Source organism: Gordonia abscondita, from assembly GCF_032711245.1.
Lineage (GTDB): Bacteria > Actinomycetota > Actinomycetes > Mycobacteriales > Mycobacteriaceae > Gordonia.
This window is the reverse complement of sequence record NZ_CP128986.1, coordinates 2,446,960-2,473,169: the sequence shown is the minus strand read 5'-3', so window position 1 is coordinate 2,473,169 and position 26,210 is coordinate 2,446,960. Positions and strand designations below refer to the sequence as shown.

The following is a 26,210-nucleotide window of genomic DNA, read 5'->3' as shown; positions in this document are numbered from 1 at the left end:
TGGAACAGAATGTTTGACTAACTGTTTCGAGCTTCGGCGACCTTGCGCGCCAGGTCGTCGCGGAATTCGGGGGCAGCGACACCGATCAGGCGGCGACGCCGCTCGGCCAGCGGCTGCCCGCGCAGGTGGGCCACTCCGTATTCGGTGACCACGCAGTCCACATCGGCGCGACCGGTACTGACTGCCCCCTCTTCGAGAACAAACTTGATCGAGGAGCGGCCGCGCACGGCGGCCCGCAACGCCACGACCGACCGCTTGCCCGTGTAGGAGGCAGCTCGAGCAAAATCGACTTGGCCGCCCACCGCACCGAGGTAGTTGCCTCGGCTGAGTTCGGCCCCGACCTGGCCGGTGAGGTCCACTTCGATCGCGAAGTTGACGGCCACCAGGTTGCTGATCTGCGAAAGCACCTGCGGGGCATGGGTGTAGGAGGTCGCAGCAAAGCGAAACGGCAGTTCTGTCGACCGGTCGTAGAGCTCGGTTGACCCAAGCGCGGTACCGGCGACACAGAATCCGCGATCGATCGGCTTGGCGGCGTTGGTGATGACGCCAGCATCGATCAGCCGCATCACCCCGTCGGTGACCATGCCGGTGTGCACGCCCAGATCGCGATGCCCAACCAGTGCCTCGAGCACCGCCGCGCCGATCGCGCCGACCCCGATCTGCAGCGTGTCACCGTCGTCGATCAGCCCGGCGATGCCCGCGGCGATCCGCCGGTCGGCATCCTCTGGTTCGCGCACGGTCTCGTTCGCCAGCCGCCGATCGGTCTCGACCATCCCGGCGAATCGCTCCAACGGCAAGCTGGGCGCCCCCGGCACGGCGGGCATCTGCTTGTTGATCTCGGCAAACAATCGTGGGGTCACGGCGGCCGCATCGGCCATGTAATCCGAACCGATACCAAGCGAACATCGGCCGTCGTCGTCCGGCGGCGAGACCTGGATCAGGCCGATATCAGCGGGCAGGTGACCTTCAGCGAACAGGCGCGGCATGGCTCCGTAGTGACACGGCACAACCTGCAGCCGGTCACCGAGTTTTCGCAGCGCACCCAGCCCCCCGTACGAGATCATCTCGTCGTCGTCCCCCAGCACGCTCGTCAGTGTGTCGTTCCAACTCAGGCCTGTGAACAGACGGAGCGGGCCGCGTTTGCGCCCCGGTTCAAGCAACGCATCGACCAACGGCCGCGGCTCAGCGGCTGCTTGTCCCCACCACACGCCGGTACCGCCGAGGAGTTCCCCGAAGTCGATCATCTAATCGACCCGTTCGATCAGGGTTCCAGTGCCCAGACCGCCACCGCAGCACATGGTTACCAAGCCGAGTTGCACATCGCGTCGATCCATTTCCGACAGGATTGAGGCGATCAGCCGCGCGCCGGTGGCCCCGACCGCGTGCCCGAGCGCTATTGCGCCTCCGTTCACGTTGACCCGGTCGATATCCGGCTTCAGTTCCTGTTGCCAGGCCAGAACGACCGACGAGAATGCCTCGTTGACCTCGAACAGGTCTATGTCGCTCACTGAAAGGTCGTTGCGCTCCAGCAGCTTCCGGGTGGCCGGGATCGGGCCAGTGAGCATGATGATCGGATCCACGCCGACCGTGGTCTGGTCAGCGATACGGGCCCGGATCCTCAGCCCATACGCCTCGGCGGCGTCCCTAGTGCACAGCACCACCGCGGCGGCACTATCGCATATTGGGCTGGAGCTGCCGGCGGTCACCCTGCCGTTCTCCGGTCGGAACACCGGCTTGAGTCCGGCGAGGGTCTCAACCGAGGTAGCCGGGCGCACCGCCTGGTCGCTGAGGCGTACCTGGCCGTCGAGTTCGAGCTTGACCATCTCCTCGGCAAATCGACCGGCTTCGATGGCGGCGGCGGCCAACGCGTGTGAGCGGGCCGCGAACTCGTCCATCTCAGTGCGCGAGATGTTCCAGCGGTCGGCGATCAGCTCGGCACTCTCACCCTGGTTGACGAAGTCGTAACGTTCCCACAGCTCGGTCGGCCACGGGTCGCCGTAAAGCTCGCTGATCTTGGCCGGAGAGTTCATCGGGACGTGTCCCATATGTTCGACGCCGCCCGCGATGACCACGTCGTGCACGCCGGACGCGACCAGCGCCGCAGCGAAGTTGACCGAGGTCTGGGCCGAGCCGCACCGGCGGTCGAGCGTGGTGGCCGGGACGGCCGGGGGGAGCCCAGCCTGCAACCAGGCATTGCGGCCGATGTTGCGCGACTGTTCGCCGAACGGCGCGGTACAGCCGATGAGCAAATCTTCGACTACCAGCGGATTCAGCCCGGTGCGCTCGATCAGGTCTAGGTAGCAGGCGCCCAACATATCGTTCGGATGGGTATCGCGGAACCAGCCCTTCTCGGGATGCGATTTGCCGATCGGGGTGCGCACCGCTTCTGCGATCACCACTTCACGGCCGGACTGAGTGAAAGGCCCGGAGACTTTTGCGGCCATGTCAGATCACCGTCCCCCCGTCGACCGGAAGGATCTGGCCGGTGATGTAGCCGGACGCAGCCGAGGCCAGGAAGACGAAGGTCGGTGCGATCTCGTCGGGATACGCCCAGCGGGCCAGCGGGATCCGCGCCAACGTCTTCTCAGCCAACTTCTCGTTACTGCGGATGTTCTCGGTCATCGCGGTAGCGGCCAGCGGTGCCACTGCATTCACCGTGATCGAGCGGCGGGCCAACTCCTTGGCCAACGACTTGGTCAGTCCGATGACCGCCGCTTTGGCGGCACCGTAGTTGGCCTGACCGATGGTGCCGGTGAGCCCGGCCGCCGAGGTGACGTTGATTATCCGCCCGCTGCCATCGTCGGGTAGCCGGTCCAGCGCAGCCTGACTCAGGTGATAGGTGCCCATTAGGTGGGTGTCGAGAACTCTGCGAAACTTGGTCTCGTCGAGGTTCGGGAACATCGCCGGCGCAATCACCCCAGCGTTGTTGACCAAGATGTGAAGGCTTCCGTCGCCTAGTTCTGCGGCCGCCGCCACCGCATCGCGGGCGCCGCAGGGGTCAGTCACATCGAGCGCGAATGGCTCCGCAGTTCCGCCGCCGGCCGTGATCTGCGCGCTCACCGCGGCAGCGGCGGTCTTGTCGATGTCGGTCACCAGCACCGCCGCACCGCACGCAGCGAAGGCGCGGGCGACGGCGGCACCGACACCACTGCCTGCCCCGGTTACCAGTGCGGTGCGGCCGGTCAGCCCGAATATCTCGACGCCCGGGACCGCCGTCTCGGTTGCTTGCGTGTTCATCAGTAACTCCTTGGAAGGCCGAGGACGTGGGAGCCGAGGTAGTTGAGGATCATCTCCTGGCTGATCGGGGCGATCCGCGTCAGACGGGCCTCCCTGAAGTAGCGGGCTACGTTGTATTCCTCGGAGTAGCCCATGCCGCCGTGAGTCTGCAGCGCACGGTCGGCCGCGTCGAAGCCCGCGTCAGCGCACAGATACTTGGCAGTATTCGCCTCCCGGCCACAAGGTCTGCCGTTGTCATAGAGCCACGTGGCGTTGCGCAGCATCAACTCTGCGGCGTCAAGGCGGGCAAGCGAGTCGGCCAACGGGAACTGGATGCCCTGATTCTTGCCGATCTGGCGACCGAAGACCTCGCGCTCGTTGCCGTAGCGAACGCCGGCGCGCATCGCGGCCCGTCCAATACCCAGAGCTTCAGCGGCCACCAGCATCCGCTCCGGGTTCAGCCCGTCGAGGATGTAGGTGAAACCCTTGCCCTCTTCGCCAACCCGGTCCTCGACCGGGATCTCCAGATTGTCGATGAACAGTTCGTTGGAAGTGACCGCATTGCGGCCCATCTTCTTGATCGGCCGGATATCAATCTTGCTGCGGTCGAGGTCGGTGAGGAAGAGGGTCATTCCGTCGGTCTTGCGCGGCGACTCATCGACCTTCTGGGTACGGGTCAGAAGCAGGATCTTCTCCGACTCCACCGCCTTAGAGATCCAGACCTTGCGCCCGTTGACGGTGTACTTGTCACCCTCGCGCTTCGCGAACGTCGTGATCTTGGTTGTGTCCAGACCTGCACCGGGTTCGGTAACGCCGAAGCAGACGTGAAGGTCGCCGCTGACGATCCGCGGCAACGTGCGTTGCTTGAGCTCCGCGCTGCCGTGCACGATCACTGGATGCATACCGAAGATCGACAGATGCATCGAGCTGGCGCCGTTCATTCCGGCGCCAGAGGCGGCGACCTGCTCCAACAGCAGTGAAGCTTCAGTGATGCCGTAGCCGTGACCGCCGTACTCCTCCGGGGTAGTGATCCCCAGCCAGCCCCCCTCGGCAAACGCGTTGTAGAACTCGGTCGGAAACTCGTGCTTCTCGTCCTTTTCCTGCCAGTACTGATCGTCGAACTTGGCGGCCAGTTCGGCCACCGCGTCCCGGATCGTGATCTGGTCTTCTGTCAGTTCGAAATCCACGTCAACACTCCCATGCTTGTGAAATAACAATACCAATGGACTGACCATAACCCAACGATAGTTAGGCGGTCGCCGGCTCTCCGAGCAGGGCGGTCGCAATCCGCTCATTCCAGGCCGTCGGGGTGCCGTAGAGCGGGCGGTCCAGCTTGGCGCGCTTGTAGAAGACCTGCAGGTCGTGCTCCCAGGTGTAACCGATCGCACCGTGCACGGTTAGCGCACTGTCGGCCAGCTGTGCCGCGGACGCTGTGACCTGAGCCTTGGCCACCGCCGCGAAGGTCACGGCATCCTCCCGGCCTGCGTCGAGTGCCGCAGCGGCGTAAAGCGTTGAGGAGAAGCCAGCCTCCACCGTTACCAACATCTGCGCGCACGCGTGCTGCACGGCCTGAAACGAACCGATGAACCGGCCGAACTGCTTACGCTGTTTGCTATACGTGACCGACAACTCCAGCATCCGCTCGGCGGCGCCGAGAGCGTCAGCGGCGGTGAGTGCCGCAGCTCGCGCGGCGACCTGCTCCAGCACGGTCGAACCAGCCGGCTCAACCTCGGTAACCGCGGCCAGCTCGAAGCTCACGTCGGCGGTCTGCCGGATTCGGGCGAGCAAATCGTCAGCGGCCACGGTCGCCCCCGAAGCCGGGACCCGGGCAATCCCGTCCCCGTCGTCGCCGGTCACCGGCACCAAGTAGACCTGGGCGCCGACCGCGCCGAGCACATGGTGAACCGTACCGGTGACCCCGGCGCCAGTGAGGGCCAGCGGGCGCCATTCGGGCACCCGGTCGGCGGGCACTGCCAACGCGAACCGCTGCTCGCCACTCAGTTGGGCGGCGAGTTCGGCTGGAGTGAGCAGCGGCGCGACCAGCGCGGCCGCGAGCCACCGGGTGTCGGCTGCTGATGCCCGGCCGAATTCCCTTGCTGCCAAAGCTAGTTCGACCATTCCGCCGCCCTGGCCGCCGGCTGTTTCGGAGTAGCCAACTCCCCACCATCCGTCGGCGATCAGATCGTCGTCGAAACTGTTCGGCTCACCGCCGTCGACAAGCTGCCGCACGGTCTCCAGCGGAAATCTCGCCGCAAGCCAGTCGCGCAGCGAGGTCGCGAACATCTCGTGTTCTTCAGACAGTTCCCAGTGCATGACGTCTCCTCAATTCGCATCCACGGCACCGGCCGCGACCGCGGCGCGGATCGCGGATACTGCGCCGGGGTTCTCAGCTCCGGACAGATCACCGGGATCCGCCCCCGTCGCCGCCGCACGCACCGCACGGCGCAAGATCTTGGCCGAGCGGGTCTTAGGTAGTTCCTCTACGAGCCATACCTGGGCCGGAGCAAAAGGCTTACCTACGCCGTCGGCCACCAGCCGACGCAAGTCCGCCGAAACACCGGTGGTATCGGCGCCCGGCCGGGGCACCCAGAAGGCCCAGACCTTCTCGCCCTTCTGCTCGTCGGGGATGCCAACTGCCGCGGCCTCGGCGACCGCGGGATGGCTGGTCAGCACCGACTCGATCTCAGCAGGCGCAACCCGCTTGCCTGCCACGTTCATCACGTCGTCGGAGCGACCCATGATGTACCACTGGCCGTCCGAGATCAGCGCGTAGTCGCCGTGGCACCAGACGCCGGGGAAAGTGGTCCAATAGGACTCCAGGTAACGTTCCCGGTCCCTCCAGATCCCGCGAGTCATCGCAGGCCATGGCTGTCGGCAGATCAGCTCGCCGATCTCACCGCGTACCGGCTTCCCGGCGTCGTCGACCACGTCGACCGCCATACCAAGAGAGGGTCCGCCCAACGAGCAACTGGGAATCGGCTCAACTGGGTAGGGCGCCAGGAAAGAGCCGCCCACCTCGGTGCCGCCGGAGAAGTTGATGACCGGCACCCGACCGCCGAAGACGTCCCGCGCGAGCCAGTCGTAGGAGTCCGGGTCCCACGGTTCCCCGGTCGAGCCCAGGACGTGCACCGAACTCAGATCGCGTTCCGCGATCTGAGTCAGAGACGTCGACTTGAGCGCCCGGATCAAGGTCGGCGAGACGCCGAGCATAGTAATCCGGTGCCGCTGCACAAGGTCCCATAGCCGACCGGTGTCCGGCACGTCCGGCGAACCTTCATACAGCACCAGCGTCGCACCGTTAGCGTGAGCGCCGAATGCCGACAGCGGCCCCATCACCCAGCCCATGTCGGTGATCCAACAGAAGCGATCACCGGGGCCGATGTCGAACGAGTAGGCCACCTCGGTTGCCACCTTGACGGCGAAGCCCGCGTGGGTGTGCACCGCCCCCTTGGGTTTACCTGTAGTACCGGAGGTGTACCCAAGCATTAGTGGTTGCATCGCCGGAAGCGGAGTGAAATTGTAGGCGCCCGAACAGGATTCGATCAAGGATCGCCAGCCCGTGACGCGCACCTTGGCGTCGGGAACGGTGACACCATCGCCAGTGCTTAGGTTGTCGACGACGATCAGTGACTCGACCGACGGGGTCGACCCCAGTGCTTTGACCAGTTCGTCACCCATCGCGACCGTCCGGCCGCGGCGGACTGTGCCGTCGGCGGCCACGACCACCTTGACTCCGGCGTCATTGAGCCGCGAAGCAATCGCCGGGGCGGCGAAACCAGAGAACAGCGGCACCACAATGGCGCCGATCCCGGCTGCGGCATAGCACGCGATGACCGCTTCCGGGATCATCGGCAGGTAGATGGCGACCGCGTCGCCCTCCCGCACACCGAGCTCGGCCAGGCCAGCCGCGACCCTGGCCACCTGCTCGGCGAGCTCGCCGAACGTGAGGGTGCGGATGGTCTGGTCCTCAGCTTCGTGGACAATCGCCGGGCGAACGGCGGCGGAGTCGAGCCAGCGCGTCAAACACGCGTCGACGATGTTGAAACGACCGCCGACGAACCATTCCGGAAACTCGATGCCCGCGCTGATGTCGAGCACCTGGTCGTAGTCGACGGCAAACGGAACACCCAAATCACGGATCGCAGCGTCCCAGTACCAGGGCGCATCCTCGACCGACCTTCGACGCAGCTCGCCGATCGAGTTCATGCCGTGGGCGCGCGCCAGGCGCAGTACGTTCGCGTTCTCAAGGTAGGCCGGGGTCGGCTGCCACACGTAGTCACTCATAAGTGTCATTCCTCAGCTTCGGGGCATGCCAAGCACGCGCTCGGCGACGATGTTGCGCTGGATGAAGGTCGAGCCGCCGGCGATGGCAGTGCCGCGAGCCTGGTAAGCCAGTCGCAGCCACCGCTGCTGGTCAGGGTCGGCGGCCGCGGCGTCGGGGACCAGACCGAACTGTCCGCCGAAGTCGGCGATGTCCAGGCCGAAGTCAGCGATATCCTCGACCAGCGGACAGAAGTAGAGCTTGCCGATAGAGGTGACCGGCCCCGGCGGTTCGCCCGATGCGGCTCCGGTGACCACCCGCTGACCGATCAAGTAATGGGTCAGCGCGCGTCCGTAGAGATCAGCGATCCGCTGCCGCACCCCAGGTTTCATGGCGAGCGGAGTGCCGTCTTCGGCGACGCTCCGCTGCACCTGCGCCACCAGATCATTGACCGCCCGGGTCGTATTCACCCGGCCGGTGGCTATGCCGACCCGCTCGAAACCGAGCGTGCCCATCGCGACCTTCCAGCCGTCGTCGACATCACCAACCACTGCCTCGTCGGGCACGAATACATCGTCGAGGAAGACCTCGTTGAACTCGGCCTCGCCGAGCATGTGTTCCAGCGGCCGGACTGTGATCCCGTCGGCCGACATCGGCAGCAAGAAATAGGTGATGCCGCGATGACGTTCACCACCACCAGTGCGTGCCAGCAGAATCGCGTTGTCGGCGATCTGGGCACGCGAGGTCCAGATCTTCTGACCTTGGATCCGCCAGCCACCATCGACCTTGGTTGCTTTGGTGCGCAGAGAGGCCAGGTCCGAGCCGGACTCTGGCTCGGAGAACAGCTGGCACCAGATTTCATCGCCGCGCAGAATCGGCTCGAGGTAGCGCTCCTTCTGCGCATCGCCACCGAACGCGACAATCGTGGGTCCCGCGAAGTCTTCACCAATGATGTTCAGCCGTTCGGGTGCACCGGCGCGGTCGAGCTCCTCGTTGAAGACCGCCTTCAGCTTCGCATCGGCTCCGGCACCTCCGTATTCAACTGGCCAGGACAGTCCGGCGAATCCCCCCTCGAAGAGCTTGCGCTGCCAGCCCGACCAGAACTCTCGCTTGTCCTCCAGCCGGACCGGCTCCGGCCAGTCCAGGGCCAGCACGGTCTGCTCCAACCAGTCTCGAACACGGGCACGGAACTGCGCCTCTTCCGGCGAATCATTCAGATCCATCAGGAACCTCCCACATCGTATGGACCAAGAGTACATTAGGTCTGACCATAAAACTAGGAGGCTCGCAATGAATGCAAAACCAGGCACACCACTCGCCCCGGGCGACACACTCGATGTGGTGTCTTTCGAGGTCGAAGCAGGCAAGATTGGTGAATTCGCCCGCGCCACCCAGGCCAGCGACCCAGTCCACACCGATCCGCACACGGCCATCAGGGCCGGCTTCACCGCCGTGGCCGCCACCCCGACCCACGTAGTCGTCGCCGGACATCACCGCAATCAGCAGGAGTTCGTCAGAGCTCTCGACATGGACATCAAGCGCATCGTGGTCGGCTCGGTGAGGTGGGACTATGCGCGACCGTTGGTCGCTGGCGACCAACTCACCGGGACCCGATGCGTGCTGTCCGACGAACGCAAGCGGGGCAAGCGGGGCGGCCTGATGCGCCTGGTCACCTTGGAGACGGCCTGGGTCGACTCAGCCGGGCAGGCTGCAGTGACCCAGCGCGAGGTCCTGATCGAGCGGGGCGCCTGATGCGAGATCCAATCTCCCTATCCGCCGGGCAGCAGTTGCCGCTCCGCCGGATTGGCCCGATCACCCAGACCGACATCGTGCGCTACGCCGGTGCCAGCGGTGATTTCAACCCCCTGCACCACGACGCCGACTACGCCCGTCGAGCAGGGCTCCCCGATGTAATCGCCATGGGACAGATGCAGGCCGGGATGCTCGCCACCTACCTCACAGACCAGATCCACGTCGAACATCTAAGGTCGTACACAGTGCGCTTCGCCGGTCCCCTGAGAGTCGGAGACACACTCGAGCTCGCTGGATCAGTCATCGCATTCGACGGTTCGACCGGCACGGCCGAGCTCGAATTGACGGCCACTGCAGACGGGCGAACCATCGTCTCCGGAACTGCGACTGTCCGGGGCGCCCGGTAGCTCACAGTCCACGAGTGGCTTGAGGCCTGCGGATCAAATGGACAGGACGATCTTGCCGAACTGCCCACCAGCCTCGAGACGCTCGTGGGCGCGCCGCGCCGCGCCGAGCGAGTGGGTCTCCGCGATCACCGGCGCGGCGGTGCTCGAAATGTCGACCAGATCGAGGAGTCCGCGGAAATCTGCCGGCCCTCCCATAGTGGTGCCGAGCAGACTGTACTGGCCGAAGTAGAAGGAACGGACGTCCAGACGCGCTTGCTCGGAGACGTTAGCTCCGAGGACTACGAGCCGCCCTCCTGGCCGCAGAGTTCGAACCGACTTGCCCCACAATCCAACTGGATCGAGCACTACGTCGAATCCTGCACCGTCGACCGACATCTGTGTCGCCCGTTCCGGCCAGGAGTCGTCCGCGTGCAGGACACCGCCGACCGCGCCAGCCCTGCGGGCGCGGGCGAGTTTCGGTTCGTCCGACGCGGTCACAAAAGCCTCCGCGCCCACCGCGCGTGCAAGCGCGAGCGCCATGGTGGACACCCCGCCACCCGCACCGACGATGAGCAGCGACTCGCCGGCAGTCAGGCGCGCTCGGGTCACCAGTGCTCGGTACGCAGTCACGCCGACGAGAGGAAGAGCGGCAGCCTCCTCCCAGGAATAGCCCACAGGCTTCGGTGCTAGACACTCCTCGGGAACGGTGACCAGCTCGGCATAGGTTCCCGGACGGCGATCGCCGAGGATCTCGAACTCCGGACTCGGCGCGTCAGTGCGGTTACCTCAGAACAGCGAGGGAAGGATGACCACATCCTCACCAGTGTCGGTTCGGACCCCAGCCCCGTCGGCACCGGGCGTGTGCGGAAGTATCGAGCCGTAGCGCCCTCGACGTACCAGGACGTCGTGCCAGTTGAGTGCGGCGGCCCGCAGTTCAACGGCGACCCACCCGGCCTCGTGGACTGGCTCCGGGCGCTCGCCGACTCGGAGCACGTCAGGACCACCAAAAGACGGCATGACGATCGCTTTCAATTCTGCGGCCCTCCCACGATCACAGTCGCGAACGCTCCGGACTTGCCCGTTTCAGCGATCGCGACGACCTCGACCACAGACATGGATCGGCCACGGTGCCGCACCGTGGTCCGAAACGTCGTGGTCCGACCGGCGTCCAACGGCCGTACGAACACTGTGTCGATGCTGATGGTGCGCAGCGCACCGGTGGCACCTAGTGCCGACATTGCCGCGAACTCCATGCCAGCAATGAGTACCCCGCCGTGCACGTTGCCCATCCCATTGGCCGCGTACCGGTTGGGCGGCAACACAATTGCACCGCAACCATTCTCCTGAACTCCCAGAGCCTCGCGTAGGGAGGTTCCGGGCGCGGGCGACGGTATCCCGTCGCTCGGGTACGGCGGGGCCTCCGGCACGGTGAGCAGGTGCGAGCGGTGCGTGATCAGCCCGAGCAAGCGACCGTCCGCATTGTGCACCGCACCACAAGTGGTCGCACCAGAACTGTCCCGATCCATCAGATGCCCGACAGCCGTCATCTGAGCGCCTCGCCTCGGCGGATCGGCGAGCAGATCGAGCCGAATACTCAAGCTCACCGGTCGCTGGTCGACCGGTGATCCGCTTGCGACAACGTATCCGGTGGCATCGTCGAGTAGGACCCCAAGCGCAGCCCGGCAGACTCCGACCACAGGATCCTCGAACCAGGATCCGGCTTCTGCTTGAAACTGTCCGGTCTCGGCGGTTACAGACGATGCCGATACACGCAGCAGACGCTCGGCACCGCTGACCATGAATTCCGAAGAACGGGAGGCCATCTGGTCAGTGCGCCCTCGCTGCGACGTCCCGGCCGAGTCGCTCCGCGACGTCCCTGCGCAGCACGTGCTTCTGAATCTTTCCGGTCGCGGTTACCGGTAGCTCGTCGACGGCGATAACCTTCTCAGGAGTCTTCTGGATCGCCACGCCGCGCTCGGTGAGATAGTTACGCAATTGTTCAACGGTCGGCGCCGCAACATCTTCCTTGGCCACCACATAGCAGCAGACCTTCTCGCCGAGGTTCGCATCGGGCATGCCGACCACTGCCAGGGCCACAAGGTCGGGGTGCCCGGCAAGTTTGTCCTCTACCTCGCGAACACTGATGTTCATCCCGCCCCGGATGACAATATCCTTCGTCCGGCCCGTGACCCGCACATATCCCTTGGCATCCATGACACCCAGATCACCGGATCGCGAGAAACCATCTCGGGTATAGAGTTCGCCGGTCTCCGCGGGCTGGTTGAGGTACTCGATCATGTGGGAGGGACCACGGTACGCGATGTCACCTTCGGTCCCGCGCGGCACCTCTACCCCGTCGGGACCGACAATTTTCACCTCGGTGCCGATGAGCGACCTACCGTCCGAGGTGACCGAGCGCTCTGGCGGATCGTCGACAGTGCAGGTAGTGGTCGTGAGGTTCTCGCTACGGCCATACTGGGACAGCACGCGGGTGCCAGGCAGTTTGGCGGTCGCGTTTTCGACGACGGCCGCCGGGATTGGCGAGCCCGCACAGGTCCAAATTCGCAGACTCGACAGGTCCGCTTCCGGGTGTTCATCGGCGGCCGCTAAGAGGGTCTGCAAGAACGTTGTCGCCGTCACCGCGGCTGTGCACCCGAACTGCTCGATCTCCGCTAATGCGCGCACAGGGCTCCACTCGGCCATCACATGAGTTGCGGCCCCGACCAGCAATGGGAGTACAACACTGGTGACTAGGCCGGTCGTATGGGCTACCGGCGACGGGCCGAACTGAACGTCCGACTCAGTGTGACCGAATGTCACCGCGAGTGCGCGCGCCCCCGCCGCATACGTGTTGAAAGTGTGCAGACACCCCTTGGGCCGCGAGGTCGTACCGGAGGTGTAGACGATGACGTACGGGTCATCGGGCTGAGGCCGGATGTCGAGTTCCGCGTCGACCTGTTCCGGCGCGACCGCAGGCACGATGAGATCCTCGAGGACGTCGATCGCTTGCTCGGCGAGCGCGTCCAGTCGGCCTGCCGGTGCCCGGACCGCCACGATGGCGGTGAGAGTCGGCGAATTCTGCCGGATCTCGTCGAACATCGACAGGTAGTCGAAGCCTTTGAACTCGGCGGGGGCGATCGCCATGCGAACGTCAGCGTCCCACACCACATGGGAGACTTCGTCCTTACGGTAGATCGGCATGATGGGCACCATCACTGCCCCGATCCGGGCCAGCGCCGCCGCCACCACCACAAACGCCGCCCAGTTCGGCAGCTGCACCGCTACTCGGTCACCGGCGACCACGCCTCGCCGATGCAATCCGACCGCCAGTCGCTGGGCGGTGTCGTAGAGCTCCGCATAGGTGAGCGCATGGGTGCCGTCAGTGATGAAGACCTTGTCGGGCCGGGCCTCAGCTTGCAAGCGCAGCAGTTCGGTGAAATTCAGGTCCGCCCACGCCCCGTCAGCGTAGAACTGGTCGATCTGCACCGGAGTGTAGGGGCCGAGCTTTCGTGCACTGGTCATGGGGATCATCCGTTCACAGTCGTCCAAAGTATTGTCCCGAGAATATAATGGTTGGACCATTGAAGCAAGCCCTCGCCCACTTTCGACACCAATCTCCACCGATATTCCGCGACGCCCAGGGGCACCCCGGGGCACCCAAGCAAGACCCGACCGCCAGTCGGGCCACGCCGAGGCTCCGTGACAATTGACCCATTCAATGAAATGGTCCTACCATTGACCACAGAATAAGGAGGCAGACCATGGCAGGTGTGTGGTTCGACGAACTGACCGTCGGTGAAGTATTCGAGCATCCGATTAGACGGACGGTGACCGAGACCGACAATGTGCTGTTCACTGCGATGACGCATAATCCGGCATTGCTCCATCTAGATGAGGAGTACATGAAAGATACCGAGTTCGGGCAGCGAGTGGTGAACAGTGCCTTCACGCTCGGGCTCATGGTCGGGATCTCAGTCGGAGACACCACCCTCGGTACGGCAGTAGCTAACCTCGGTTGGGACGAGGTGAGGTTCCCCAAGCCGCTCTTCCACGGTGACACAGTCCACGTGATCACCGAGGTAATGGAGCTTCGCGAGTCGAACTCGCGCCCAGATCAAGGCATTGTGGTCTTCTTGCACAAGGCATTTAACCAACACGGCGACATAGTGGCCTCGTGCAAACGGGCCGGTCTGCAACGTAAGAAGCCTCAATGAGCCGCCGGCCACTGCGGTCGTTCCTCTTCGTCCCGGGCGATAGCGAGAAGAAGATCGGCAATGTCGCCGGGTCCACCGCCGACGCGATAGTCCTCGACCTCGAGGACTCCGTCAGTTCAAGCAGAAAGCAGGTAGCCCGCGACCTGGTGTCGACGTTTCTGGACGACAACGCGGACCGCGCGGCACTGCCGCAGCTGTGGGTGCGTATCAATCCGCTTGACTCTGGTGAGGCCCTGGCTGATCTCGCCGCGATCGTCGGCTCCGCGCCGGCCGGGATCATGATCCCAAAGATCGACGGACCCGAGCACGTTCACCACGTCGCACACTATGTCGAGGCCCTGGAGGCAGCACACGGGCTCGCCGACGCGTCGATTCAGCTGTTGCCGGTGGCGACCGAGACTGCGACGGCACCCTTTCGGCTTGGTGAGTTCGCTACTGCCGGAATCAGTCGGCTATACGGGTTGACTTGGGGCGCCGAGGATCTCAGTGCGGCACTGGGCGCGTCGACCAATCTCGGCCCCGACGGCCGCTGGGCAACCACCTATCAGCTAGTTCGGTCAATGATGCTCATGGCCGCCCATGCCGCGGCGGTCGAGGCCGTGGAGACGCTCTACGTCGACATCCGTGACACCTCGGGACTGGCGGAATCGTCCCGACAGGCACGCGCCGAGGGATTCAGCGGCCGGATCGCAATTCATCCGGCTCAGGTGGACGTCATCAACGAGGCGTTCACCCCGAGTCCTGACGAGATCGACTTCGCCCAGCGGGTCGTCGATGCGTTCACCGACGAGGCTGGCGTGGCGACACTCGACGGACGAATGCTGGATATGCCGCACCTTAAGGCGGCCCGCCGCACGCTGGCACTTGCGAGACAATAGGCCCTGGCCCGGCCGCTCGACCACACCTTCGCCGGCACTGACACAGTTGTGACCGGGCACACTCATGGCACAATGCACTCATCCGGCGGGTCCGCAGTCGTCGCAAGTAGCTGGTACCCCCGTCAGGAGCCGGCAGGAGGGCGAGGACATGCGGCATGAGGCGCCTTCGGTCCCGTTACCGGGCGATCTCGGCGCCATCTGGGCGAATACGGCCTCGCCCTGCACGTCCCGCTTGGACCGACCGCGGGATGCGCCCTCGCCCGAGTCGGCGGACGAAGTCGGCCGCTGGGACGATCCGGATGGGCTCGGGCGGACCGAACTCATCTACGCACCGATCTTCTGGGTGTGTCTGCCCCTCGCCGTCCTCGGCTATCTGATCTGGGGAATACTCGTCCATCCGGGCGACGGCTGGACTGGCAATCTGTTCGACGAGGACGTCACAGGGAACCTGTGGAACTTCTGGATAGCTTGGACCGGTGTTGGACTATGGCTGCTCGTCGCGAGCGGTGTGCTGGCTTTCCGCCTGAGCCTCATCAAGGATGTGCACGCGCAGAACGAATGGATCTTCAAGCACGGTGTGTTGCACACAATCCACCGGTCCCCGTTCGACTCCGATGACGGTGAAGGCGGGAGTTGGCCGACGTTCATCGCCATCGATCACCGCGTGACCGACGAGCGCGCGACGAGGCTCTATCAGGCTCTACATACTTGGCTGTCGGACGACGCTGTGCAAGTCGCCTTCGATTCGGGAGCTCTGCACCATCGCGGCACGATCGCCACGGCCGAACTGTTCGGCGACGATGCCGCCGACGGGTACTTTCTCAGCACGATCCCCGGGTCGGACACCGCAGCCCACTTCGCCGGCCACCGGTGGGTGCTCATTACCCCATCGGTGGACGATGGCCGAGAGATCACCGTCACCACGGTGCCGCTAGAGAAGAAGCTGCGGAGGATTCGCCGCAAACTCCACCGCAAGCACCAGTCACCTGACCACCCGCGGCCTGCCGACGGATGGCCTGACGACACCGATAGGAGCCGAGTATGAGTCGTAGGTCCTCACGCGCTCCTGGACGTACATCGCTCCCCCGGCGGGTCTGGGAGGCCGCACTTAACGAGTTGACTCCTGCGTCTCTCCCTCGCCCTCGACCGAGCGAGGAACATTTCGCCGACGGGCATCTCGCCATCGGCGTGATCGACGACGCGATCGAGGAAGGGCCCGGCAGTGATGTGCAGGGCGCTGACATGCTCATCATCAACGCCGAAGTGCCGAGTCATGGAATCCTCCACCGGGAGGTCTTGTGCCCGATATCGATGCCCGGCAGCGGTCGCGACCTGATCGGACAGACCATCAGCTTCCGTCACACCACTCACGACCCAAACTTCATCAACGATGCGCTCGTCGTCGGGTGGCCACCGATGGTGAGCAGAGCCCTGGAACCGACTCGTTTCGAAGGTCCGGGAGCATTGCGCGCTCGCGCGTGGAGGTTCTTGGCCGGCTTCAGCATGGCGGTCACGTGCATCGGGATCATGCTGACGCCGGTCCTACTTTGCGGCATCATCGTCGGCGGCGATATGTTCGCCGACCTTCCCGCATGGTTCCACCCCGGCGTCGCAGTCGCATCGAGCGTCGGTGCAGCGATGCTCGGATTGTTCGCGGTTGCCGTCTGCAACCGACGCATGAACGCCGCCCTGAGACGCACCTGAAACGCACTCGCCGGATCTCGAATCGAAGTCGCCGCGGCAAGACCTTAGGCACTCGGTACGTATATAAAATGACCGCCCACCCCTGCGTTCATGCAGGTGGCGGGCGGTCTTCTCGGGTGGAGCTAAGGGGACTCGAACCCCTGACCCCCACACTGCCAGTGTGGTGCGCTACCAGCTGCGCCATAGCCCCGTATTCGGTTGTACCCGGTCTCCGGGTGCGCTAGCTAACCTACCCCACCGCGTAAACGGCGGCCAAATCCGCTGGTCAGTTTCACTTCAGGGTTGCCTTATACAACACCTGACCTCGGGAAGGTCGTAGTCTGGCCGCGAGTGGGACGGTCGGTCCTCGCCCCATCCGTGATCGACGACGACGGAGGTCTAGTTCTCATGATCCGATGGTTCGCAGTATTGACACTCTGGGTCGTATCGGCCGCATCCCTGGCGCTCGTGTTCGGGATTTCCCCATGGTGGTTGTTCCTGACTCTCCCACTCGCGGCGGTCGCGGCCGTCGGTACATACGACCTAATTCAGCGGCGACACAACATCTTGCGGAACTATCCGGTTCTCGGACACTTCCGATTCCTCCTCGAATCGATCCGCCCGGAGATCCAGCAGTACTTCATCGAACGGAACACCGACGGCACCCCCTTCGACCGGAACACGCGCAGCACCATCTACGAGCGGGCCAAGGACATCAAGGACGTCGACCCGTTCGGCACCCAACGCGACGTGAACAAGATCGGCTCCGAATTCGTCCGCCACTCCATCGCCGCCAAACCCGCCCCCGCAGGCATCCCGCGCGTACGCATCGGCGGGCCGGCCTGCACCCAGCCGTACGACATGGCGCTCTACAACGTTTCCGCGATGAGCTTCGGCGCGCTCTCGGCCAATGCGATCCGCGCCCTCAACGGCGGGGCGGCACGCGGTGGATTCGCCCACGACACCGGCGAAGGCGGCCTGAGCCCCTACCACCTACAACCCGGCGGCGACCTCATCTGGGAGATCGGCACCGGCTACTTCGGCTGCCGCACCAGCGACGGCCACTTCGATCCGGAGACCTTCGCGCAGAAGGTGAAAGCGCCCTCCGTCAAATGCGTGTCAATCAAACTGTCGCAGGGCGCGAAGCCCGGTCTCGGCGGCGTGATGCCCGGCCCGAAGGTCACCGCCGAGATCGCACAGATGCGCGGGGTGCCCGCAGGCAAGACCGTCGTGTCACCACCGTCCCACAACCGATTCCACACCCCCGAAGGACTGTGCGAATTCATCGGACAACTGCGTGAGCTGTCCGACGGCAAACCCGTCGGCTTCAAACTGTGCGTCGGCTCGCGCAGCGAATTCCTCGGCATCTGCAAAGCGATCAACAAGACCGGGATCGCACCCGACTTCATCATCGTCGACGGCTCCGAAGGCGGCACCGGCGCCGCCCCAGTCGAATTCGAAGACAACGTCGGCATGCCGTTGACGCAAGGTCTGATGGCCGTGCACAACGCTCTCGTCGGCACCGGCCTCCGCGGCCAGATCCGGATCGGCGCATCCGGCAAAGTCACCAACGGTGTCGACATCGTCAAACGCGTCATCCAAGGCGCCGACTTCACCCTCGCCGCCCGCGCCATGATGATGGCCGTCGGATGCATCCAAGCCCAGGCCTGCCACACCAACAAATGCCCAGTCGGCGTCGCAACCCAAGACCCACGGCGGGCGCGAGCACTCGACGTCGCCGACAAAACCGAACGCGTCTACAACCTGCAACGCAACGTCGTCGACAACGCCAAACAACTCGTCGCCTCGATGGGACTCGACAGCTTCGCCGACCTCAACGCGTCAATGTTGATGCGGACCGTCGGACCAAACGAATCGAAGACTTACGTCGAACTCTACGAGTGGCTCACCCCCGGCGAACTGTTAACCGCCCCGCCAGAGTCGTGGCGCGAAGACTGGGAATGCTCACGCAGCGACGCCTTCGTCATCTCCGCCATGTTCGAAGGCGAACCCGACGGCTACACCCCGCCGATCACGACGACCGACGGACCGCTCGCCGTGTGAAGGGCCTCATGACTTCGGCGGGTTCGCGATCAATTCGTCGAGCCAACCCGGACCGTCCATGATTCCGTCGACCTGGGTGCCCGCGGAAAGCACGCTCGGCGTGGCGACGTTCCCATCATTCGAGTTCGCGAGCTGAGTGCTCGACTCGTCGGCCATCGATCGCGCCTCATCGACCAGCCCGCCGTCGGCGATGCATTTCTGCGCGGCCGGGCCGGCCCCCGCATCGGCGGCAAGCTTCGCGATCTCCGCGTTCGACGGGTCGTCGCCCGCGTTAGCGAACAACGCCGAGTGCAGCTTCCAGAAGGCGTCACGACCGTCATCACGTGCGACGCACAGGATTGCGGCCGCACCGCGCGACGAGAAGTCACCCGAGTCCGACTCGCCATCCAAGAAGTTCAGCATGTGGTAGCGGACGCGGACCGTCCCCTCGGTGACCTTGGCCTGGACCGCGGCACCCGAACTCTCCTCGAACTCTTTGCAGTGCGGGCAATGGAAGTCCTCAAACACGTCGATGGTCTCCGGCGCCGTCCGCTCGCCGACGATGAACGACGCGTTCTCCGCGAGGACCCTGTCATCGACCGGCGGATACGTCTTGTTCGACTGCCACAAATACCCGCCGACCACCAGAACGACGACGACCAGGACACCCACGCCGATCAAGATGTACGACGTCATGCTCGACGTCGCCTGCGGTTCGTACTTGGAGTCGGTGCGTTCGCTGCTCTTGGCCACGGACTCGACTCTAGCCGGGGGCTGGTGGCGCGTCAGCGTAGGACGGAGTCGACGAGAGACTGTGCCTGCTCTTGAACGCGGGAGAGGTGGTCAGCGCCGAGGAACGACTCTGCGTAGATCTTGTAGACGTCCTCGGTGCCGGACGGGCGGGCCGCGAACCACGCGTTCTGCGTCGTCACCTTCAAACCACCGATCGCGCGTCCATTCCCCGGAGCCTCGGTCAGAATGGCCGTGATCGACTCCCCCGCCAACTCTGTCGCCGACACCCGGCTCGCAGTCAACGCACCCAGCCGCGACTTCTGCTCGCGGCTGGCGGGGGCGTCGATGCGCGCATACGCCGACTCCCCGAACGCCTCGGCCAGTTCGGCGTATCGCTCCGACGGGGTCTTGCCCGTCACCGCGAGGATCTCCGACGCGAGGAGATCCATGATGATCCCATCCTTGTCTGTCGACCACGGTGCACCGTCGAACGTCAAAAACGACGCTCCGGCGCTCTCTTCGCCGCCGAACGCGACAGATCCGTCGAGCAGACCGTCGACGAAATACTTGAAGCCGACCGGCACCTCCATCAGATTGCGGCCGAGCCCGGCCACCACCCGATCGATCAACGACGACGACACCAGCGTCTTTCCGACGGCCGCGTCGACGTTCCAGCCGTCCCGGTGTGAAAACAAGTAGTCGACCGCCACCGCCAGATAGTGGTTCGGATTCATCAAACCCGCATCACCGGTGACGATGCCGTGCCGGTCGGCGTCGGCGTCGTTGCCGGTCGCGATATCGAATTCGTCGCGGCGGGAAATCAGCGACGCCATCGCGTTCGGCGACGAACAGTCCATCCGGATCTTGCCGTCGGTGTCGAGCGTCATGAACCCGAACGCCGGATCGACCGTCGGATTCACTACCGTCATCGAGTCCAGTCGGTAGAAGTCTTTAATCTCCGACCAATAGTTCACGGATGCGCCGCCCAGCGGGTCGGCGCCGATCTCGACGCCCGCCGCACTGATCGCCGCGAGATTCACGACGTCGCCCAACGCGGTCACGTACTCCCCGGAAAACGGGTAGTCGATCACCAGGTCGGACCTTCTCGCCTCCTCGAAACCGACGCGCTGCACCTCGCGCAGGCCGCCGGCGAGAATCTCGTTGGCACGCTCGGCGATCGGCGTCGTGATCGGAGTGTCGGCGGGGCCGCCGCTCGGCGGATTGTATTTAAACCCGCCCTCCGCAGGCGGATTGTGTGACGGCGTCACCACGATCCCATCGGCCTGGACACCGGGGTTCTCACTGTTGAAACGCAGGATCGCGCGGCTCACCGCCGGCGTCGGCGTGTAGTCATCGTCGACGGCGGTGAACACGGGGACGCCGTTGCCGACGAGCACCTCGATCGCCGACCGCCACGCCGGTTTCGACAGCAGGTGCGTGTCGAAACCGATGAACACCGGCCCCACAATTCCGGCGCGCCGACGATGCTCGACGATGGCCTGCGTCATCGCGAGAACATGTGCCTCATTGAACGACCCCGCCACACTGGAGCCGCGGTGGCCCGACGTCCCAAACACCACCCGCTGCCCCGGGTCCTGAACGTCGGGAGTGCGGTCGTAGTACGCATTCTCGACGGCTACGACGTCGATCAGGTCGTCGGCGCGGGCGGGGGTTCCAGCTCTCGGGTGTGGCATGGGGACGATTCTGCCACCGCGACTTGGCTATTGTCGGGGGCGACCGATCACCGGATGTGGGAGATTTCATGCGTTTGTCGATACCGGGGCCCGAACTGGCCGTTCTGGTCCTGCCCGGCGGCACCGACTTCAGCTACCGCCCGTTCTCGACGATGCAAGGGTCAGCACTGCGCATGTACCCGTTCACCGCATCCATCCAAGCCGCGTTCGGCGCACGGGTGCGTGTCCGCCAGTCCCGCTACCGCGTGTACGGCTGGAACGGCGGCCAGGCCAGCCCGATGCCATACGCGCGCAACGACCTCGAACGGCTCGCCCGCGAACATGCAGGTGTGCCGATCGCCGTGATCGGGCATTCGATGGGCGGCCGGATCGCCGCGCAACTCGGCGGCGACGACCGAGTCACCGACATCCTCGCGTTGGCTCCATGGTGGCAGTTCGCCGACTGGCGTCAGATCCACGACGCGGCGCGCGTCGTCGCGATCCACGGCGAATCCGACACCGTCACGCGACCCAAGCGCACCGCGAAGGGCATCGCTGAACTCACCGCGCGCGGCCTCGACGCCAGCTACGTGCCGGTACCCGGCGGTGGCCATCCGATGCTCGACCACATCGGGTTCTGGCACGCCGAAACGCTCTCGTTCATCTCACACGCACTCGAGCGTGCCCGCGTGCGCGACAGCGTGTCGAGATGACCGCGCACCCGCCCGCACTGACGGGGACCGGACTCGCACGATCGTTCGGCACACATCACGCCGTCGTCCACGCCGACATCGCGCTGCACCCGGGCACGATCACCGGACTCGTCGGCCCCAACGGCGCAGGCAAGACCACGCTGCTGTTGATGCTCGCCGGCTTGCTCGCCCCCGACCGCGGCGTCATCGCGACCGGCGACGGCACCGTCGACCCGCAGGCTGTGCGCGCCCGCATCGGATGGATGCCCGACGTGTTCGGGACGTGGGAGTCGTTGACGCCGCGCGAAATCCTCGTCGCGTTCGGCCGACTCAACGGAGTCGACCGGGCTACCGCCGATCAGCGGGCCCGCGAACTACTCGCCCAAGTCCATCTCGTCGAGTTCACCGACCATCCGGCGTCCGGTCTCTCCCGTGGACAGAAGCAGCGTCTCGGCCTGGCCCGAGCCCTCGTCCACCACCCGCGGATCCTGTTGCTCGACGAACCCGCATCGGGCATGGACCCCCGCTCGCGCATCGAACTTCGCGGACAGTTGCGTGCCGTCGCCGACGCGGGCGCCGCCGTCCTCGTGTCCTCGCACATTCTCAGCGAACTCGACGAGATGGTCGACGACGTCGTGATGATGACCGGCGGCCATACCCGGGCACCGGCGCCCTCGGCCATGGCCCGGTGGCGGGTGCGGCTGGTGAACCAGCAAGCCGACCAGGCGGTCGTCGTCGAGCTCGCCGACGACACGGCCGCCGCCGCGTACCTCGCCCACTACGTCACTCAAGGCACGCCGGTCGCCGAGTTCACTCGACTCGGCAATGCACTCGAACAGGCCTACCTCGATCTCAATGCGGACAGGACGTGACCGGAGTGAACCGCAACGCAGTGGCCGTCCTCGTCGGCCTCGAAGTCCGTCAACGGATCCGCTCCACCCGCTGGAAGGTCACCGCGGTTCTCCTGTTCGCGCTGACCAGCGTCCTGGTTCTCGGCTCGCTATATCTGACGGTGGCCCTCGCAGGCGAGACATACCGGGATTGGTCGTCCAACCTCCTCGACATCGCCTTGGCCGTCGTCCTCTTCCTCGGATTCGCGGCCGCGCCGACGTTGAGCGCGACGTCGGTCAACGGCGACCGCCGGGACGCGACCCTTGCCCTCGTCCAGGCGGCGCCAATCTCCTCGTGGGATCTGGCCGTCGGCAAGCTCTTGGGCTCCTGGTTCGCCTCGCTCGCCCTGATCGGTGTCTCGCTGCCATACCTGATCTGGGGTGTCGTCTCGAGCCACACGTCGATCATGTTCGGGATCCTCGCGATGATCGTGACCGCCGTGATCATGTTCGCCTACTGTGCGATCGGATTGGCGTACTCCTCCTTCACCTCCCGACCGGCAGCATCGGCGATGCTCACTCAGGCGACGGTGCTCCTGCTCCTGCTGGGGTCACCGGTCGCGTTCGGGCTGACCTATCCGATGACTCAACAGACTCACCGGGTAACGGTCGCCAGCTGGGATTTCGACGACGCCCGGTCGAGCGCCGATTGCCGCCTCGACGAACGTGACGAGCGGTTCAACCACACCGAGTACACGTGGTGGCTGCTGGCCCCGAACCCAGTGCTCATCGTGTCGGACGTCCTGTCGGCAGGCGTCGACCGACCCGACAACACGCCGTTCCTCGGCGGCGCAGGCTTCTTCGCATTCCTCCAATCGTCCGCGCGCGCCGGACCTGATGTGAGGTCGGAGGGGTGCGACGCACTGACGACATCCTGGCTGACTGACGACGACGAACGGCTCGCCAACCACATCGGCGACAGCTGGTACATCGGGTTGGCCGTCACAGTCGTCATCGGCGTCGCGTCACTGGCGGTCGCCGCCCGCCGCCTGCGTGTGCCCGCGCACAAGCTCGGCAGAGGCGTGCGCGTGGCGTAGCGTCGACGACGTGATCACCGTCGCCCGCGTCTACGATCCGCCGAACACCCGCCGTGTGTTCGTCGATCGACTATGGCCGCGCGGCATCACGAAGGACGACCCTCGCGTCGGGCGGTGGTGCAAAGACGTGACACCGTCGAACGAGCTGAGATCGTGGTATCACGCGCATCGCGACCGGTACGACGACTTCGTCGCCCGCTACCGCGAGGAACTCTCGTCGGGTCCGGCGGCGCAAGCTCTCGACGAATTACGCGAGCTCGCCGCGGCGGGCGACGTGGAACTGGCGACCGCCGCGAAGGACGTCGACCACAGTCACGTCCCGGTGATCGTCGACGCTCTCACCGCGTGATCCGCTCGCGCACACCGAGCATCGCTCCGCACGCCTGCGCGACCTTCGCCGCGTCGGGCTCCTCCCCGCTGATCACGTTGGCGTACACGAATGTCTCGGTGATGCGGACCAGGATGAGCGCCAGATCCGGCACCGGCATCGGCGGATCGAGCCGCCCGGCGAGGACCTCGTCGTCGATGAACGTTGCGACTCGATCGACGATCCGCGGCTGCACCCCGCCGACTTTCGTCGTCATCAGTCGCCATGCCCGTTCGGGCTCTCGGGACAGAAAGTCGCGGAAATACACGGCACTGTTCGCGAGTACTGCGAATTCACACATCATTGTTGCGATGCGCTCACCGCCGACCCCGACGGCGCGACGGGCCGCTGCCTCTATCGTCATCTCCGTCAACGACCAGATTACTTCGCCGAGAAGTCCGTCGCGCCCGTTGAACCGGCGGTAGACGGTGCTGCGATTGATGCCCGCAGCCGTAGCGAGCTCCCCTACTTCGAGCCGACGGCCCAACACGAACTGCCGAGTCGCTAAGGCGAGTACCTCGTCGGACTTCACTCGCGATTCATCTCCTCGACGGCAATGCACCATCTAGGTGGAATGGTGCACCAAAGTGTGACTAATGTAGGAAACTAGTCGATAGCGGCGTGAGGCCGCTCACTTTTCGACGAAACAAGTGCGGACCGACTCGCTCGGCGCAAACGAAGGAGACTCGATGATCCAGTCCACGATGCAACACGGCGCCCTGACCATTTCGAGCCTGGTCGAGTACAGCCGTCGCATCTTCCCTGAAGCACGCATTCGCACGTGGACCGGCGAAGGCTTCCGGGACATGTCGTTCTCCGACATCGGCGACACCGGCGCGAAGATCGCGAACGCGCTGGCCAAGCTCGGCGTCGAGCGTGGCGACCGTGTCGCCACCTTCATGTGGAATAACAACGAGCACCAGGCGATCTACGCGGGCGTCCCGTCGATGGGCGCCGTGCTCCACACCCTCAACCTGCGTTTGTCTCCGGAGCAGGCCGTCTTCATCATCAACCACGCTGACGACAAAGTGATCTTCGTCGACGCCACCGTCGCACCGTTGCTCTCGCAGTACCTGCAGGGCACACCGAACGTGCAGCACGTGGTGGTCGTCAACGGGCCGGTCGACGCGATCAGCGCACCGGAGGGCATCGCCGTCCACCGGTTCGACGAACTGATCGCCGACGAGCCGACGACGTACGCGTGGCCGGAGATCGACGAGAACGACGCGGCCGTCATGTGTTACACCTCGGGGACCACCGGCGATCCGAAGGGCGTCGTCTACTCACACCGCAGCATCTACCTGCATTCGCTGATCGTCACGACCACAATGGGCATGGGTCTGTCGAGCACCGACACGATGCTGGCGATCGTCCCAATGTTCCACGTCATGTCGTGGGGTCTGCCGTACGCCGCGATGATGGCAGGCTCGACGCTCATCATGCCCGACCGCTTCCTGCAGCCCGAACCGCTGCTGACGATGATGGCTGAAGGGCGGCCGACACTGGCCGCCGCCGTCCCCACCATCTGGCAGGGTGTCTCGGCGCTGCTCGACGCGAAGCCGCAGGACATCACACATTTGCGCGAGGTGGTCGTTGGCGGTGCGGCGGTACCGCCCGCGATGATCAAGAAGTTCGACGGATACGGCGTCCGCATCACCCACGCGTGGGGCATGACCGAGACGTCCCCGCTGGGCAGCGTGGCCCGCCCGCCGATGGGTGTGGCCGACGAGGAGGCCGAGTTCGCCTACCGCGTCACCCAGGGCCGGTTCCCGTCGCCGGTCGCCGCCCGCATCATCGGTGACGACGGCCAGGAACAGCCGTGGGACGGCGAAGCAGTCGGTGAGCTCGAAGTGTCCGGACCGTGGATTACTGGCGCCTACTACCAGCCGGAAGGCAATGTCACCGACGAGTCGAAGTTCCACGACGGATGGCTCCGCACCGGTGACGTCGCGACGATCACCCCGGACGGTTTCATGACGATCGTCGACCGCGCCAAGGACATGATCAAGACCGGCGGCGAATGGATCTCGTCGGTGGAGCTCGAGAACATCATTGCCTCGAACCCGGCTGTCGTCGAAGCCACCGTCGTCGGTGTCCCAGACAAGAAGTGGGACGAGCGTCCGTTCGTGCTCGCCGTCGTCCGCAGCGATGACGACGCCGACATCGAAGCGCACAAGAAGTACCTGGAAGACCTGGTGCCGCGCTGGCAGGTCCCCGAGCGCTGGTCGTTCGTTACCGAGGTACCTAAGACGTCGGTCGGCAAGTTCGACAAGAAGCGTGTGCGCAAGCATTACGCGGAAGGCGACTACACCGTCCTCGGTGACCCTGAGGTGTGAGCGTTCGCGAGTTCAGACAACCGGCGGTACCGTGGCAACGGTCATCGGTC

Annotated in this window: 24 protein-coding genes, 1 tRNA gene and 1 pseudogene; 12 read left to right on the top strand and 14 right to left on the bottom strand. The window is 64.9% G+C overall.

Annotated features, from left to right (window positions below; genetic code table 11):
• Positions 1-17: 17 nt before the first annotated feature.
• From MP11Mi_RS11600 to MP11Mi_RS11570, 7 genes are all read right to left on the bottom strand, one after another.
• Positions 18-1,244 (bottom strand): acetyl-CoA hydrolase/transferase family protein, encoded by a 1,227-nt coding sequence (locus MP11Mi_RS11600; protein ID WP_420039071.1) that lies wholly within the window; start codon positions 1,242-1,244, stop codon positions 18-20.
• A complete protein-coding gene (locus tag MP11Mi_RS11595; RefSeq protein WP_420039070.1) occupies positions 1,245-2,444 on the bottom strand; it encodes a thiolase family protein in 1,200 nt (399 codons plus the stop codon).
• Position 2,445: 1 nt separating this feature from the next.
• The gene (locus tag MP11Mi_RS11590) at positions 2,446-3,237 is read right to left on the bottom strand and encodes an SDR family NAD(P)-dependent oxidoreductase (RefSeq protein ID WP_420039069.1); all 792 of its coding nucleotides are present in this window, start codon (positions 3,235-3,237) and stop codon (positions 2,446-2,448) included.
• Positions 3,237-4,403 carry an acyl-CoA dehydrogenase family protein gene (locus tag MP11Mi_RS11585; RefSeq protein WP_420042078.1) on the bottom strand — a complete coding sequence of 389 codons (1,167 nt, stop codon included), beginning with the start codon at positions 4,401-4,403 and terminating at the stop codon, positions 3,237-3,239. The genes MP11Mi_RS11590 and MP11Mi_RS11585 overlap by 1 nt, the downstream gene beginning before the upstream one ends.
• 61 nt (positions 4,404-4,464) lie before the next feature.
• A complete protein-coding gene (locus MP11Mi_RS11580) occupies positions 4,465-5,529 on the bottom strand; it encodes an acyl-CoA dehydrogenase family protein (RefSeq protein ID WP_420039068.1) in 1,065 nt (354 codons plus the stop codon).
• A 9-nt stretch (positions 5,530-5,538) separates the two neighbouring features.
• On the bottom strand, positions 5,539-7,500 hold the full coding sequence (locus MP11Mi_RS11575) for an AMP-binding protein (protein ID WP_420039067.1): 1,962 nt from the start codon (positions 7,498-7,500) through the stop codon (positions 5,539-5,541).
• Between the two features lie 12 nt (positions 7,501-7,512).
• On the bottom strand, positions 7,513-8,700 hold the full coding sequence (locus MP11Mi_RS11570; protein WP_420039066.1) for an acyl-CoA dehydrogenase family protein: 1,188 nt from the start codon (positions 8,698-8,700) through the stop codon (positions 7,513-7,515).
• A 67-nt stretch (positions 8,701-8,767) separates the two neighbouring features.
• On the opposite strand from MP11Mi_RS11570, the gene MP11Mi_RS11565 reads away from it, so the two are divergent.
• Both MP11Mi_RS11565 and MP11Mi_RS11560 read left to right on the top strand, forming a co-directional pair.
• Complete coding sequence (locus MP11Mi_RS11565; RefSeq protein WP_420039065.1) at positions 8,768-9,229, top strand: FAS1-like dehydratase domain-containing protein; 462 nt, start codon at positions 8,768-8,770, stop codon at positions 9,227-9,229.
• Positions 9,229-9,636: a MaoC/PaaZ C-terminal domain-containing protein gene (locus tag MP11Mi_RS11560; protein WP_420039064.1), complete on the top strand. Its 408-nt coding sequence runs from the start codon at positions 9,229-9,231 to the stop codon at positions 9,634-9,636. The genes MP11Mi_RS11565 and MP11Mi_RS11560 overlap by 1 nt, the downstream gene beginning before the upstream one ends.
• A gap of 33 nt (positions 9,637-9,669) precedes the next feature.
• On the opposite strand, the pseudogene MP11Mi_RS11555 reads toward MP11Mi_RS11560, so the two are convergent.
• The 3 genes and pseudogenes from MP11Mi_RS11555 to MP11Mi_RS11545 all read right to left on the bottom strand — a co-directional run bounded on the left by MP11Mi_RS11555 (position 9,670) and on the right by MP11Mi_RS11545 (position 13,137).
• Positions 9,670-10,647 (bottom strand): annotated as a pseudogene (locus MP11Mi_RS11555) (quinone oxidoreductase family protein).
• The gene (locus tag MP11Mi_RS11550) at positions 10,644-11,438 is read right to left on the bottom strand and encodes a PaaI family thioesterase (RefSeq protein WP_420039063.1); all 795 of its coding nucleotides are present in this window, start codon (positions 11,436-11,438) and stop codon (positions 10,644-10,646) included. Before MP11Mi_RS11550 ends, MP11Mi_RS11555 begins: the two are co-directional and overlap by 4 nt.
• A 4-nt stretch (positions 11,439-11,442) precedes the next feature.
• Complete coding sequence (locus tag MP11Mi_RS11545) at positions 11,443-13,137, bottom strand: AMP-binding protein (RefSeq protein ID WP_420042077.1); 1,695 nt, start codon at positions 13,135-13,137, stop codon at positions 11,443-11,445.
• A 239-nt stretch (positions 13,138-13,376) separates the two neighbouring features.
• On the opposite strand from MP11Mi_RS11545, the gene MP11Mi_RS11540 reads away from it, so the two are divergent.
• The 4 genes from MP11Mi_RS11540 to MP11Mi_RS11525 all read left to right on the top strand — a co-directional run bounded on the left by MP11Mi_RS11540 (position 13,377) and on the right by MP11Mi_RS11525 (position 16,411).
• Complete coding sequence (locus tag MP11Mi_RS11540; RefSeq protein WP_420039062.1) at positions 13,377-13,829, top strand: MaoC family dehydratase; 453 nt, start codon at positions 13,377-13,379, stop codon at positions 13,827-13,829.
• On the top strand, positions 13,826-14,707 hold the full coding sequence (locus MP11Mi_RS11535) for an HpcH/HpaI aldolase/citrate lyase family protein (protein WP_420039061.1): 882 nt from the start codon (positions 13,826-13,828) through the stop codon (positions 14,705-14,707). The genes MP11Mi_RS11540 and MP11Mi_RS11535 overlap by 4 nt, the downstream gene beginning before the upstream one ends.
• 232 nt (positions 14,708-14,939) lie before the next feature.
• Complete coding sequence (locus MP11Mi_RS11530) at positions 14,940-15,752, top strand: hypothetical protein (protein WP_420039060.1); 813 nt, start codon at positions 14,940-14,942, stop codon at positions 15,750-15,752.
• Positions 15,753-15,823: 71 nt separating this feature from the next.
• The gene (locus MP11Mi_RS11525; RefSeq protein WP_420039059.1) at positions 15,824-16,411 is read left to right on the top strand and encodes a hypothetical protein; all 588 of its coding nucleotides are present in this window, start codon (positions 15,824-15,826) and stop codon (positions 16,409-16,411) included.
• 117 nt (positions 16,412-16,528) lie between these two features.
• Here MP11Mi_RS11525 and MP11Mi_RS11520 read toward each other — a convergent pair.
• Positions 16,529-16,601 (bottom strand) — tRNA-Ala (locus MP11Mi_RS11520).
• A gap of 197 nt (positions 16,602-16,798) precedes the next feature.
• On the opposite strand from MP11Mi_RS11520, the gene MP11Mi_RS11515 reads away from it, so the two are divergent.
• On the top strand, positions 16,799-18,454 hold the full coding sequence (locus tag MP11Mi_RS11515) for an FMN-binding glutamate synthase family protein (protein ID WP_420042076.1): 1,656 nt from the start codon (positions 16,799-16,801) through the stop codon (positions 18,452-18,454).
• Between the two features lie 6 nt (positions 18,455-18,460).
• On the opposite strand, the gene MP11Mi_RS11510 is transcribed toward MP11Mi_RS11515, so the two are convergent.
• Entirely contained in the window at positions 18,461-19,186 is a 726-nt protein-coding gene (locus tag MP11Mi_RS11510; RefSeq protein ID WP_420039058.1) for a DsbA family protein, read from the bottom strand.
• A gap of 32 nt (positions 19,187-19,218) precedes the next feature.
• Entirely contained in the window at positions 19,219-20,859 is a 1,641-nt protein-coding gene (gene pgm / locus MP11Mi_RS11505; protein WP_420039057.1) for a phosphoglucomutase (alpha-D-glucose-1,6-bisphosphate-dependent), read from the bottom strand.
• A 68-nt stretch (positions 20,860-20,927) separates the two neighbouring features.
• Between pgm and MP11Mi_RS11500 the strand changes: the two genes are divergently transcribed.
• Genes MP11Mi_RS11500 through MP11Mi_RS11485 form a run of 4 tightly spaced genes read left to right on the top strand, consistent with a single transcriptional unit; the run spans position 20,928 to position 23,806 of the window.
• Positions 20,928-21,551, top strand: coding sequence for an alpha/beta hydrolase (locus MP11Mi_RS11500; protein ID WP_420039056.1), 624 nt, complete (start codon positions 20,928-20,930; stop codon positions 21,549-21,551).
• Positions 21,548-22,402, top strand: coding sequence for an ABC transporter ATP-binding protein (locus MP11Mi_RS11495; protein WP_420039055.1), 855 nt, complete (start codon positions 21,548-21,550; stop codon positions 22,400-22,402). Before MP11Mi_RS11500 ends, MP11Mi_RS11495 begins: the two co-directional genes overlap by 4 nt.
• Positions 22,399-23,457, top strand: a complete 1,059-nt coding sequence (locus MP11Mi_RS11490; protein WP_420039054.1) for an ABC transporter permease — start codon at positions 22,399-22,401, stop codon at positions 23,455-23,457. The genes MP11Mi_RS11495 and MP11Mi_RS11490 overlap by 4 nt, the downstream gene beginning before the upstream one ends.
• 10 nt (positions 23,458-23,467) lie before the next feature.
• Positions 23,468-23,806, top strand: coding sequence for a DUF488 domain-containing protein (locus tag MP11Mi_RS11485; protein WP_420039053.1), 339 nt, complete (start codon positions 23,468-23,470; stop codon positions 23,804-23,806).
• Here MP11Mi_RS11485 and MP11Mi_RS11480 read toward each other — a convergent pair.
• Positions 23,796-24,356 (bottom strand): QsdR family transcriptional regulator, encoded by a 561-nt coding sequence (locus MP11Mi_RS11480; RefSeq protein WP_420039052.1) that lies wholly within the window; start codon positions 24,354-24,356, stop codon positions 23,796-23,798. The two genes, MP11Mi_RS11485 and MP11Mi_RS11480, sit on opposite strands and share 11 nt — an antisense overlap.
• 157 nt (positions 24,357-24,513) lie before the next feature.
• Here MP11Mi_RS11480 and MP11Mi_RS11475 point away from each other — a divergent pair, with 157 nt between their 5' ends.
• Positions 24,514-26,160 (top strand): long-chain fatty acid--CoA ligase, encoded by a 1,647-nt coding sequence (locus MP11Mi_RS11475; RefSeq protein ID WP_420039051.1) that lies wholly within the window; start codon positions 24,514-24,516, stop codon positions 26,158-26,160.
• Positions 26,161-26,210 lie beyond the last annotated feature (50 nt).